Source organism: Mediterranea massiliensis (assembly GCF_900128475.1).
Lineage (GTDB): Bacteria > Bacteroidota > Bacteroidia > Bacteroidales > Bacteroidaceae > Bacteroides > Bacteroides massiliensis_E.
Genome location: NZ_LT635835.1, coordinates 315,970 through 328,854, shown reverse-complemented (window position 1 = coordinate 328,854; position 12,885 = coordinate 315,970). Strand labels below are relative to the sequence as shown.

Below are 12,885 nucleotides of genomic sequence, written 5' to 3'. Positions count from 1 at the left end.
CTTTTCTTTTTTAATGGTTGGAAACGAAGACACCCCGCAAGGATGTCTTACGGGGTGTCTGAATAAGTATTTCATGAATCACTCTTCTCTGAGTGTGATTTCATCCAGCCGCAGCCTTCTGTAGCAGTTCTCTGCGGCCTGGCTGTCCTTGAAGCGTACGTCGATGCGTCCGTTCTTGTAGAACTTGATCTGTTCTGCGTTGCTCAGGGTGAGGTTGTACCATTCGGTTATATCCACATCGCGTCTGTCAAGGCCGATGACCATACCGCTTGAACCGTTTATCACGTCATCTGCCCCGTATGCGATACCTTCGCAGAAAATGTCCACTTTCCTTCCGCAGTCATACGAGAACTCATATTCCCGGTGGTATTCCAGATGGATGCTGTCCCAGGACACGATGTCAGGGAAAGTTATCTTGTCCTTTTTCAGTTCGGGCTTCACCTTGCTCCAGCGGGAAGGCTGTACCGTTTTCAGGAAACGGGCCAGCAGTTCTTCCTCTGCGGTCTCACGGAAACTTTTTCCGCCGAGGTGTTCAATGACCATGTCCACGTAAGTCTGGTAGACCGGACGGAATCCCATGCGCATGGCCTTCTCGTCGATTACAGGAATGGGTACGTCTACATTGTAGGTCCTGTTGAAATAGGAAATGATGCGATTCGCGAAATTCGCGTTGGCATTGCAGTTGTTGTCCGCAAGCTCGTTGATGAGGTCAAACGGTTTGAATTCGTTGTGGGTATAGTCATCCTCCCCGCTGTTGTTGAAATAGAAATTCCGTATGGAGACCTTACCGTTATCCTCATACTTGAAGCTCTTGATTTCCCGGTACCGTTCCGCTTCTTCCTTGAAGATGGCATACCAACGGTCGATACGGTCAAGCGTCTTGTAGAGCTGGTCCTGCTGGAGCTGGCAATACTGCCTGTCCTGTTCTGTAATCTTGTCCTCGTTCCTTACTTGCACGTTCAGGATACCTGTGAGCAGGTCAGTGTGGCTGCCTGCTGTTCTTGTTGCTGTTGTCTGCATAACTGTATTGTTTTAGAGATTGTCAATTTCGGGTTTGATACGGTAACAGTAGGTGATGCGGCTGTCCATGTCCTTGACCAGCTTGACCTGTTCGGGATAAAAGTTGAGACGCCGTTCCACGGCCTGGACATCTATTTTGTCCCACTCGTGCTGCGGCAGGAACCGGTTCTCATGACGGAAACACCAGAGAACGATATGGTTTTCCTGGTTGCCCTTGAACACGGTCCCTTCATAGTCCTTCAGGAACTGTAGGAAGTCCTCTTCGGTCCTGAAAGCCTTGTCGAAGCCTTGGTACAGGTTACGTGCGTCCGGACCCGTGTTTTTTGTCAGATAATACTGTCTCCATGTCTCAGTGGTGAAATCGCCGTAGAGAGGGTCAGGTTCGGAATAGGACCATAACGGCACTTTTGCCGTGAATGCGACGGCACCGTTGGCGCACGCACCGCAGTTGCCCCAGTCTTGGAATATCCCTTCCGTCCATCTGACGAACTTCAACTGGAGGGGGTCAATATGGTGGAAGGATCCTCCGCTGACACTTAAACCGATACCGTCATACTCTTCCCATATGAAAGGGATATAGGGGATTTCACAGATGGAAATCAGTCCGTCCGTATTTTTGCGTTTCTCGATGAGGGCGTTGCCGTAATATTTCCCGTATCTGTCCACATAGATGAGTCTGTCACCGACCTGTGGAATCTTTTCAGAGCGTGTCCTTTCTATCAGTTCCACATAACCGTTGGCCATATCCACGTCCTGCTGTGTCAGCCGGTGTTCATGATCGTACAGAATGTTCAGTGGTTTGAGTGTTTCCACCGTGTACTTGTTCTTTGTTGCCTGTAACATAACATTTGATTTTTTGTTAGTCCGGCTTCTGGGGCCGGAGTTCCCATAACTACAGGCTNCGACAGCCACGTGCGCCTCACCCTGCGCATCGCCCTGGACGAGGCGGACATCACGCCGGCGGACGTGCTCATCGACGAGAGCCGCCAGGCGAGCGACTTCGTGGATCGGGTGTTTGATGCGGAATTTTAATTTTTAGAATTCAGGAGTTAAGGAGTTAAGAAGTTAAGCCGATAGCTTGGCTAACGAAATTATTAAACAATATTCATTGGAGGTATTGGCTTAACTCCTTAACTTCTTAACTCCTTAATCCCTTAACTTCTTAACTCCTTAAAAAATGAAATTCGGAATAAGCAATAACGTAAAGAGCCGGGTGGTGCGGGAGTGCACCCCCGAGCTGTTCCACCAGGCGATGCGTTCGGAGCTGGTGGCGGAGGTCTGCGCCGAGATAGCGGACGGAAAGGAAAGGTGCCTTCGCGGCGAGCTGACGAAGGAAGAGTATGACACACTGAAAGCGGGGCTGAAGAAGCGGCTGCCCATCTTCACGCCGCACGCCACCTTCCGCAACGGGCGGCGGCTGAACGCCGACGCTGTGCCCAGCGGCCTGTCGATGTACGACGTGGACCACCTGCCCAATCCCCGCGGCTACTGGGAGCAGAAGCGGGCGGAGCTGGAGGCCAGGGGCGTGATGCGCTACGTGGTGCTGGCCCACATCACACCCAGCACGGAGGGGCTGCGGCTGTTCTTCATCATCCCCGCAGGGATGGATCTGGCCGAGGCGCAGCGGTGGATGTCCCAGCAGATGGGCGATGCGAATTATGATGCCAGTGTGAAGGATTATGCCCGTTCGTCGTTCGTGGTGCCGGAGGGGTATGTGCTTTACCTCGACGAGGAGAGGCTGTTTAATGGAGAATTGAAAATTGAAAATGGAGAATTGCCTGCTTCCACCAATCCTCTCGTAGGGACGCACCATGGTGCGTCCGATGACGATGCCAATGCCGCCGATACGCCCCAAGCGGACGTTGCCGCCCCCGCCGATACGCCCCACACGGACGCACCACGGTGCGTCCCTACATTTAAGGGGGTGCCGTATTCGGAAATTATCGGACAATGGTTCCGCCTGGCGGGTGGCGAACCCGTGCAGGGCGAGCGCAACGACAAGCTCCACCGCCTGGCCTCGCACCTGCGCTACATTGCGGACAACGACGAGGCGCTGCTCCTGCAAGTGATGCCACGCTACGGCCTTTCCGAAGAGGAGATGCGGGGACTGATACACTCTGCCTGCTCGGCGAAATGGTACTCGATGCCGAAGATGCTGAAAGAGGCACTGAATAATGGAGAATTGAAAATTGAGAATGGAGAATGGCCTGCGGATGACGAGGATAATAATTCTCAATTATCCATTCTCAATTCTCCATTACCCAAGCGCTTGCCCGCCCTGATAAAGCTCCTTGTGAGCCGCACGCCCGATGTCTACAAGGCAGCCGTGGCGCACGCCGTCTTCCCTGCGCTGGGGGCACATCTGCATCGGGTGAGGTTCCGATATATTGACAACGTAGAGCACGAAGCCACCTTGATGAACGTGCTGATGGCAGGCACGGGTGCGGGCAAGGACTGCATCTCGGAACCCATCAACCGCATCATGGCCGACATCCGCCGCCGCGACGAGGACAATCTGCGCCGCGAGCGGGAGTGGAAGAACGAAGTCACCTCGAAGGGCGCCAACAAGGACAAACGCCAGCGACCCGAAGGACTTATCATTCAGGAAATTGACGCGGACATGACCAACCCCGCCTTCGTGATGCGCATGGCCGAGGCGGACGGGCACTTCCTCTACACGAAGCTGAACGAAATCGACCAATTCGACGCACTGAAGGGCACAGGGCGTGCAGGGCAGCAGTTCCAAATCATGTGCCTGGCCTTCGACCCCGGCAACCGCTACGGGCAGACGCGCGTGGGGGCGCAGAGCGTGACGGAGAAGGTCACCATCCGCTTCAACTGGAACGCCGCCACGACCATTCAGAAGGGACGGCGTTACTTCTCAAAAGTCTTGACAGACGGCCCCATCTCACGTATCAACTTCTGCACCATCCCCGAACGCGAAATCGGCGCGGACATGCCCGTCTATGGCACGTATGATGCCGCCTTCGACGAGGAGCTTCGCCCCTACATCGAGAACCTCGTCAAGGCGCAGGGCTTGATAGATTGTCCGCAGGCTTTCAAATTGGCGCAAACGTTGAAGGAAGAGTGTGCCGACTTCGCCCGCCTCTCGCAGAGCCGCGTGTACGAAAATCTCTCTTTCCGTGCCAATGTCATCGCTTACTTGAAGGCGTGTGTGCTCTACGTGGCCAACGGCTGCCGTTGGGATAAGACGTTCGAGGAGTTCATCCGCTGGTCCTTGCAATACGACTTGGCTTGCAAGATGGAGTTCTTCGGAGCGGACATCGAGGAGGCGCAGGCGGCAGGAGGGGCGCGCAACAAAAAGGGACCGCGCAACCTGCTGGAGCTGCTGCCCGACGAGTTTACGTATCAGGATGCCTTGCAGGTGCGCCTGCAGGTGGGGATGGGCGAGAAGGGTACGCAGAACATGCTCAACCAGTGGGGATACAGAAACTATATTGCGAGAATTACGAATTACAATTACAGTAAGCTAAAATTCAGAAAAGATGGAACTGACACTGACAAGAACTACTAAAAGGAAAGGCTGCACGCTGGGCGTGCTGGCCGTGGACGGAAAAGAAATGTGCGACACGATGGAACCCACGTGGCGCGACCTGAAGAAGGTACGCAAGGTAAAGGGCTGCACCGCCATCCCCGAGGGGCGCTACCCCGTGGTAATCACACTCAGCCCGAAATTCGGCAAGTGGCTGCCCCTGCTGCTGAACGTGCCCTTCTTTGAGGGTATCCGCATCCATGCGGGCAACCTGCCCACGGACACGGAGGGGTGCATCCTTGTGGGCGAATACAACGAGGAGACGCGCCAGCTGGAGTGCTCCACGCTCTACGTCCGCCTGCTGAAACAGCTCATCGTGGAGGCGAAAGACAAGGGCGAAGGGGTGTGGATCACCGTCCGATGACGGGCCTTCACTCTCCGCAGGACACCACGACCTTCACGGGCCGATGGTCGGACTCGATGGGGGCGTCGAACACCTCGGCATGGGTGCAGCCTGCCTTCGGGGAGTCCTGGCGGAGAAGGGCGATGTAGTCGATGGTGGTCTCGGGCGCGTCGGCGGGGAAGGTGTGCGCGTCGGGCCGGGTGAGGATGTCGAAGCTCTTCTTCATCTCCGACAGGAAGGGGGAGTCGGGCGTGTCGTTCCAGTCGCCCGCAAGGAAGACGGGCTTCTGATAGCCCTTCAGGGCGCCGACGATGACGGCCACGGAGGCCAGGCGGTCTTTCTCCGTGAGCGAGAGGTGTGTGCAGGCATAGACGTAGCGTGGGAATTCGACTACCAGCAGCGCACGCCTCTCTTCTTCGCCCGGCAGGGGGAAACGCTTCACGTCCACAGGCCGCTCCGAACAAAGCATGCCGATGCCGTAGGTGCCGCCGTTGTAGTCGATGGCGGGCGCATAGACGGGGTACATGCCCGTACGCCTGCCCAGCTCCTGAAGTACGAAGAGGCCGTGGCTGCGCTGCGTGGCGCTGTCGGCCTCCTGGATGGCGACGGCGTCTGCGCCGAGCTTCCTGATGACTGCGGCAATGCGGTCGTAGGACACCCGGCCGTCGAGGCCCTTGGCGTTTCGGATGTTGTAGCTGGCCAGCGAAAGTTCGGAGCAGGAGGCGCCCTTCGTCTGTCCGTAAGCGGGCAGGCAGGGGAGCAGGGAGAGCAGCAGGGCTGCCCCCAGAAGGATACGAATGCGTTTCATGCGTTTAAACATTGCTTTAACGGGGGACAAAGATAGTTTTTCGGGACGAAACGGCCCGCGTTCCCCATAAATAAAAGCACCACAGATTACGCAGATGGACACAGATTTTTAGTCGGGCGATAATGAATAATAATCTGTGAAAATCCGAGTAATCCGTGGTGAACTAAAATTTAGAACTGGAAGTAGTTCTTGGCGTTGTTGTAGCAGATGTCTTCGATCATCTGGTTGATGCGGCCCATTTCGCTGGCGGGCAGTTCGCCGTTCTCCACGTCGCGGCCTACGAGGTTGCACAGCGTGCGGCGGAAGTATTCGTGGCGCGGGTAGGAGAGGAACGAGCGCGAGTCGGTGAGCATGCCCACGAAGCGGCTCAGCAGGCCCAGCAGCGACAGGGCGTTCATCTGCTTCTCCATGCCGTCCTTCTGGTCGAGGAACCACCAGCCCGAACCGAACTGGATCTTGCCCGGCAGGGTGCCGTCCTGGAAGTTGCCCAGCATGGTGGCAATCACCTCGTTGGCGCAGGGGTTGAGGTTATAGAGAATGGTCTTGGTGAGCTTGCCCTCGGTGTTCAGGCGGTCGAGGAACTTGGCCATCTGCTTGGCGGTGGTGAACTCGCCGATGGAGTCGAAGCCCGTGTCGGGGCCCAGGAGCTTGAACATCTTGGTGTTGTTGTTGCGGATGGCGCCGTAGTGGTACTGCTGTGCCCAGCCAGTCTCCCAATCCATCTCGGCGAAGATGACCAGCATGGCCGACTTGAACTTCAGGATTTCTTCGTGCGTCAGCTCCTTGCCGCCGTACACCTTGTTGAAGATGGCCTTGATCTCGGCCTCGGTATAGTCTTCGGCATAGAACTCCTCGATGCCGTGGTCGGACAGGCGGCAGCCTTGCTGGGCGAAGAACTCATGGCGGCTGCGCAGGGCGGCAATCATGTCGTCGAAGGTGGAGATGGCAACGCCGCTCACCTCGGCCAGCTTCTCGACGTAGGCGCGGAAGTCGGCCGGCACTTCGACGGCCATGGCCTTGTCGGGGCGCCAGGTGGGGAGCATCTTGATTTCGAAGCCGCTCTCGCGCGTCTTGATGTGGTATTCCAGTGAGTCGACGGGGTCGTCCGTGGTGCAGACGGTCTCCACATGGTAGCGGCGCATCAGGCCGCGGGCGGAGTATTCGGGCTGGCGCAGCTTCTCGTTGCACTCGTCATAGATTTCGCGGGCGGTCTGCGGATTGAGTACCTTGGTGATGCCGAAGGCGGTCTTCAGCTCCAGGTGGGTCCAGTGGTACAGGGGGTTGCGCATGGTATAGGGAACCGTTTCGGCCCACTTCTCGAACTTCTCCCAGTCGGTGGTGTCCTGGCCCGTGCAGTAGCGTTCGTCCACGCCGTTGGTGCGCATGGCGCGCCACTTGTAGTGGTCGCCGCCCAGCCAGATTTCGGTCAGCGAGCGGAACTGGTAGTCGTCGGCCACCATCTGGGGAATGAGGTGGCAGTGATAGTCGATGATGGGCATCTTGGCCGCATGTTCGTGATAGAGCTTCTGTGCAGTTTCGGTCTGCAGCAGGAAGTTTTCATCCATAAAGTTTTTCATAATCCGATGTGTTTTGATATCTAAAAATGTTACTTTCTCCCTATATACCTATATAGCTCTGATTGTAAAGCGAATAGGCGGTGATGACGATTTTAGTTTTATTAACCGTTATCGAACACAAAAGTAGAAATTTTACTTGGAGATACAAAATTATTCGTATCTTTGCCACGAATATTTATAATATTTAAGCTTTGCGGACGGGCAAGGCAGTGAGTGGAAGTAAATGGAAAACAAGAACTATACCATCAAAGACATCGCACGCATGGCGGGCGTATCGGCCGGAACGGTGGACCGCGTGCTGCACAACCGCGGCGACGTGTCGGCGGCCAGCCTCGAGAAGGTGCGCAAGGTGCTCGACGAAATCAACTACCAGCCCAACCTGTTTGCCATCGGGCTGGCGGCAAAGAAGCGTTACCGCATTGTCTGCCTCATTCCTTATTATATAGAGGGAAACTACTGGCACGCCGTGGCCCAGGGCATCGGACGGGCGGCGCAGGAGCTGGCTCCGTTCAACGTGTCTGTGGACTTCCTGCACTATACGCACGCCGGCGAGGCTTCGTACAGCCAGGTGTGCACGCAGGTGCTCGGCGAGGAGTGCGACGCCGTGCTGCTGGCGCCCAATTTCCGCGAAGAGACCCTGCAGCTCACGTCTGCCCTGGAGCGGAAAGGTACGCCCTATGCCTTCATCGACTTCAACGTCGAGGGGACGAACGCCCTGTGCTACATCGGGCAGGACTCGCGCATGAGTGGCTACATCGCCGCCAAGATGCTGATGGGACACTACAGGGAAGGGCAGGAGCTGGTCTTCTTCCTGAACAACCGCAAGCAGAACCCCGCCGAGATACAGATGCAGCGACGGATGGAGGGCTTCATGCAATACCTGGAGGAGAAGCATGTGGGGCTGCCCGTGCACGACGTGGTGCTCGACAAGGAGAACGCCGAGGCCAACCGCCACACGCTGGACTGCTTCTTCCGTGAGTGCCCGCGGGCCGTGCTGGGCGTGGTGTTCAATTCGCGCGTCTACCAGGTGGCCGACTACCTGCACGCCACCGGCCGTCGCATGGAGGGGCTGGTGGGCTACGACCTGCTGCAGAAGAACGTGGAGCGGCTGAAGACGGGCGAGGTGGACTACCTCATCGGGCAACGGCCTGCCTTGCAGGGCTATGGCGGCGTCAAGGCCCTGTGCAGCCACATCGCTTTCAAGCGGCCCGTCAACCCCATACAGTACATGCCCATCGACGTGCTGATCAAGGAAAACATCGACTATTACTTTGAATTTGAATAACTGCATAACCAACAAAATTTAAACGATTTTCAATATGAAAGCATTGAACAAGCTGACGGCTCCCAAGTCTGTGGCACCCGAAAGAATCATCCAGTTCGGCGAAGGCAACTTCCTCCGCGCGTTTGTGGACTGGATTGTCTACAACATGAATCAGAAGACCGACTTCAACAGCAGCGTCGTCGTGGTACAGCCCATCGAGAAGGGCATGGTGGAATGGCTCAACGGCCAGGACTGCCTCTATCACGTCAACCTGCAGGGACGCCTCGAGGGCAAGGCCGTGAATACGCTGACACGCATCGACTGCATCAGCCGCGCCCTGAACCCCTATACGCAGAACGCCGCCTTTATGGCCCTGGCCGACCAGCCTGAAATCCGCTTCGTCATCTCGAACACTACCGAGGCTGGCATCGCCTTCGACCCCGCCTGCAAGCTCACTGACGCGCCCGCCGCTTCCTATCCCGGCAAGCTGACGCAGCTGCTATACCGCCGCTTCAAGACCTTCAAGGGCGACAAGACGAAGGGACTCATCATCATGCCCTGCGAGTTGATCTTCCTGAACGGACACCACCTGAAGGAGTGCATCTACCAGTATATCGAGCTGTGGAAGGACGACTTCGGCGCCGACTACGAGAAGTTCAAGACGTGGTTCACGAAGTACTGCTACGTGTGCGCCACGCTGGTGGACCGCATCGTGCCGGGCTTCCCCCGCAAGGAGATTGCGCAGATACAGAAGAAAATCTGCTACGCCGACAACCTCGTGGTGCAGGCCGAAATCTTCCACCTGTGGGTCATCGAGGCCGCCGAGAATCTCTCGCTGCGCCAGCTGGCACAGGAGTTCCCCGCCGACAAGGCCGGCCTGAACGTGCTCTTCGTGAAGTCCGAGGCTCCTTACCATGAACGCAAGGTGACGTTGCTCAACGGTCCGCACACCGTCCTCTCGCCCGTGGCCTACCTGAGCGGCGTGAACATCGTGCGCGACGCCTGCAACCATCCCGTCATCGGCAAGTACATCCACAAGGTGCAGTTCGACGAGCTGATGCAGACCCTCAACCTGCCGATGGACGAGCTGAAGAAGTTTGCCGCCGACGTGCTGGAACGCTTCAACAATCCCTACGTAGATCATCAGGTGACGAGCATCATGTTGAACTCCTTCCCAAAATTCCAGACGCGCGACCTGCCTGGCTTGAAGACTTACCTCGAGCGCAAGGGCGAACTGCCGAAGGGCTTGGTATTGGGCTTGGCCGCCATCATCACCTACTACAAGGGCGGTGTACGTGCCGACGGTGCTGAAATCGTGCCCAACGACGCACCCGAAATCATGCAGCTGCTCAAGGACCTTTGGGCAACAGGCGACACCCGCCGCGTGGCCGAAGGCGTACTGGCTGCCAAAGACCTCATCTGGGGCGAGCATGGCGACCTGAACACCATCCCCGGCCTGACCGACATGGTGACCGCCTTCCTCGACTCCATCCAGCAGAAAGGTATGCTCGAGACGGTGAAGAGCATCCTTTAACGGAGAAAAACCACACTTTTTTAGATTAATAGTTGCAATGAGAGTGCAGTGGGCGAGCCTTGCTGCACTCTCTCTTTTTTATACCCGAGTGTCCAAAAATTAGACACCACTGTCTAAAAATTAGACACTCCGCCCGAAGCGGGGAAAGAGGATATCTTCCAAATAAACAATACAATCTAAGATAGAAGTATCTGAAACTCTCCTCCTTCTGGAAGGAGGAGTACCCGATAGGGGGAGGTGGTAGGTAAACACATAACGCGTTGATTGATAACCTTTCGCGAAAACCTACCGCCCCGCCCTTTGGGCACCCCTCCTTCCAGAAGGAGGGGAGTTAAAATAGCCTTGCTTCATTTTGGCAGCCCCTCTTCGAGTCGCTTTTCTTGACATATATGTTGGTATGACGCTTTTGGCACGATTTCTGCATAGAGAAAGGTAGAAAACGACTAAAAACGTTATACGCATGAGACAAATCCATTACGTCATCCAGACTCTGCTCAGAGGGAAGGGGAGCATTCCCTTCAAGGTCATCTCCCTCGGTCTGGGACTTGCCATGAGCATCCTGCTCTTTGCCCGCGTGGCCTACGAGCAGAGTTACGACACGTGCTTCCGCGACTACGACCGCATCTATCAGGTGTGGAGCCAGTTCGTCATGAACGGCGAGAAGCTGGAGCCGCAAACCATGAACATGGGGCCGCTGGCAGGCGCCATCCTCGAAAGCTTTCCCAAGGAGGTGGAAATGGCGACCTGCACCAACCGCTACCTGGCGTCGTGGCCGCTCTACTATGGCAACCACCGCTTCAACGAGTCTAAAATCTGCGCCGACTCGCTCTTCTTCCAGACGATGGGCATCGAGGTGCTGAGCGGCAACCCTGTGCAGGACCTCCAGCAGCCTAACGTCATCTATCTCTCGCAGAGCCTGGCCGAAAGGATGTTCGGCGGCGAGGAACCCGTCGGAAAGGTCATCAGCTACAACCACGAGCGCGACCTGACCGTGCATGGCACCTTTGCCGACCTGCCCGACAATACGACCGTGGGGGCCGACGCCGTCATCTCGCTGCCTCCCACCTGGGCCGCCCAGCAGATGAACTATTCGTGGAACGGAGGCGACTCCTACTGTCAGTACGTGCGCCTGCGCCCTGGGGTGGATGTGGACGACCTCAACACCCGCATGGAGAAGATGGCCGAGAAGTACCTGCCCGAACGCGACAGCTGGAGTTATAGCGCCTGGGTGAAGCCTCTGCGCGACACCTTCCGCCAGCAGGACGACGTGCGGCGCATGTTCACCATCATGCTGACGCTGGGCCTGTCCATCCTCTTCATCACCGCCCTGAACTACGCCCTCATCTCCATCTCCTCGCTGAGCCGCAGGGCCAAGATGGTGGGCGTGCACAAGTGCAGCGGAGCCAGTGGCGGAGGCATCTTCGGCATGTTCATGCTGGAGACGCTGATGGTGGTCGCGCTGGCACTGGGCGTGATGTTCCTCCTGCTGTGGGGCTTCCGCGACTTTGTGGAGGATACGGCCGCCACCAAGCTGACGAACCTCTTCGAAGGCAGCCGCCTGTGGGTGCCTGCCGCCACGGTGGGCGTGCTCCTGCTGGTGGGGGGCGTACTGCCCGGCCGCCTCTTTGCGCGCATCCCTGTGACGCAAGTGTTCCGCCGCTACACGGAGGGCAAGAAGGGGTGGAAACGCCCCCTGCTGTTCGTGCAGTTTGCGGGTGTGGCCTTCATCTGCGGCCTGATGTGCATGGTGATGATGCAGTACCACTTCGTCATGAGCAAGGACATGGGCTTCAGCACGGAGCGCATCGTGGGTACCTATCTGCCCTTCAAGACGGCAAGGGAGTGCGACAACGCCTACAACTTCTTCCGAAGCCTGCCCTATGTGGAAGACCTCTCCTCGGCCTACGGCAATCCGCTGGAGGGGTATAGCGGCTGCTTCATCACAGGGGAAAACGGCGAAAGCCTGTTCTCCGCCCGCTTCGACGCCTGCATGAGCAACTACTACGACCTGATGGGCATGAAGCTGAAGGAAGGCCGCCTGCCGCGCGACAACAGCGAGGTGGTGGTGAACGAAACCTTCGTCAACCTGATGAAGTGGGGGAAGGATGCCGTGGGCCATACTGTCCACACGATGGGCGAAACCTCTACCGTGACGGGTGTGCTGAAAGACTTTCAGATAAACGGCTTCTATGCCGGCCCGATGCCCTACATAGGCTTCATGTCCAGGCAGTTCAACAACGGCCTGCACTTCCTGCTCAAAGAGCCCTTCGCCGAGAACCTGCAACGCCTGACGAAAGCCGCCGCCGAGGCCTTCCCCGACAAGACCATCGACTTCACTTCGATGGAAGAGGGGATGAATATGTTGTATAACCCCGTCCGCGTGTTCCGCAACGCCACCGCCGTGGCAGGCGTGGTGATGTTCTTCATCATGCTCATGGGCCTGCTGGGCTATACGGCCGACGAGGTGCAGCGCCGAAGCAAGGAGATAGCCATCCGCAAGGTGAACGGTGCCGAAGCTTCTGACATCCTCCGCCTGCTGGGGCGCGACGTGCTCTATGTGGCCGTGCCTGCGGTGGTGATAGGTATCGCAGCGTCGTGGTATGTCAACTCCCTGTGGATGGACATGTTCAGCGCGCAGGCCTCGATGTCGGCCTTCGAATATGTACTGATTGGCCTGGCCGTACTGGCTGTCATCGCCGGCTGCGTGCTGTGGAAGTCGTGGCGCATCGCGAATGAGAATCCAGTGCTGAGCATCAAGAGCGAATAAAACATAATTCAATGAAGAA

9 protein-coding genes are annotated in these 12,885 nt (G+C 57.0%); 5 read left to right on the top strand and 4 right to left on the bottom strand.

Features of this window, described 5'->3' with window-relative positions:
• Window positions 1-78: 78 nt before the first annotated feature.
• Together BQ7483_RS03720 and BQ7483_RS03715 are read right to left on the bottom strand one after the other, a co-directional pair.
• Window positions 79-1,020, bottom strand: a complete 942-nt coding sequence (locus BQ7483_RS03720) for a hypothetical protein (RefSeq protein WP_072544855.1) — start codon at window positions 1,018-1,020, stop codon at window positions 79-81.
• Window positions 1,021-1,032: 12 nt separating this feature from the next.
• Complete coding sequence (locus BQ7483_RS03715) at window positions 1,033-1,863, bottom strand: DUF4121 family protein (RefSeq protein WP_072544854.1); 831 nt, start codon at window positions 1,861-1,863, stop codon at window positions 1,033-1,035.
• Window positions 1,864-2,197: 334 nt separating this feature from the next.
• Between BQ7483_RS03715 and BQ7483_RS03710 the strand changes: the two genes are divergently transcribed.
• Window positions 2,198-4,555: a BT4734/BF3469 family protein gene (locus tag BQ7483_RS03710; protein WP_072544853.1), complete on the top strand. Its 2,358-nt coding sequence runs from the start codon at window positions 2,198-2,200 to the stop codon at window positions 4,553-4,555.
• A complete protein-coding gene (locus tag BQ7483_RS03705) occupies window positions 4,527-4,937 on the top strand; it encodes a DUF5675 family protein (protein ID WP_072544852.1) in 411 nt (136 codons plus the stop codon). Before BQ7483_RS03710 ends, BQ7483_RS03705 begins: the two co-directional genes overlap by 29 nt.
• A 7-nt stretch (window positions 4,938-4,944) precedes the next feature.
• Here the strand turns inward: BQ7483_RS03705 and BQ7483_RS03700 are convergent, their stop codons facing one another.
• A complete protein-coding gene (locus BQ7483_RS03700) occupies window positions 4,945-5,724 on the bottom strand; it encodes an endonuclease/exonuclease/phosphatase family protein (RefSeq protein WP_162274239.1) in 780 nt (259 codons plus the stop codon).
• 170 nt (window positions 5,725-5,894) lie between these two features.
• Window positions 5,895-7,301 carry a glucuronate isomerase gene (gene uxaC, locus BQ7483_RS03695; protein WP_072544850.1) on the bottom strand — a complete coding sequence of 469 codons (1,407 nt, stop codon included), beginning with the start codon at window positions 7,299-7,301 and terminating at the stop codon, window positions 5,895-5,897.
• A 223-nt stretch (window positions 7,302-7,524) separates the two neighbouring features.
• Between uxaC and BQ7483_RS03690 the strand changes: the two genes are divergently transcribed.
• The 3 genes from BQ7483_RS03690 to BQ7483_RS03680 all read left to right on the top strand — a co-directional run bounded on the left by BQ7483_RS03690 (window position 7,525) and on the right by BQ7483_RS03680 (window position 12,866).
• On the top strand, window positions 7,525-8,586 hold the full coding sequence (locus BQ7483_RS03690; RefSeq protein WP_072544849.1) for a LacI family DNA-binding transcriptional regulator: 1,062 nt from the start codon (window positions 7,525-7,527) through the stop codon (window positions 8,584-8,586).
• A 34-nt stretch (window positions 8,587-8,620) separates the two neighbouring features.
• Complete coding sequence (locus BQ7483_RS03685; protein ID WP_072544848.1) at window positions 8,621-10,099, top strand: tagaturonate reductase; 1,479 nt, start codon at window positions 8,621-8,623, stop codon at window positions 10,097-10,099.
• Window positions 10,100-10,559: 460 nt separating this feature from the next.
• The gene (locus BQ7483_RS03680) at window positions 10,560-12,866 is read left to right on the top strand and encodes an ABC transporter permease (protein WP_072544847.1); all 2,307 of its coding nucleotides are present in this window, start codon (window positions 10,560-10,562) and stop codon (window positions 12,864-12,866) included.
• Window positions 12,867-12,885 lie beyond the last annotated feature (19 nt).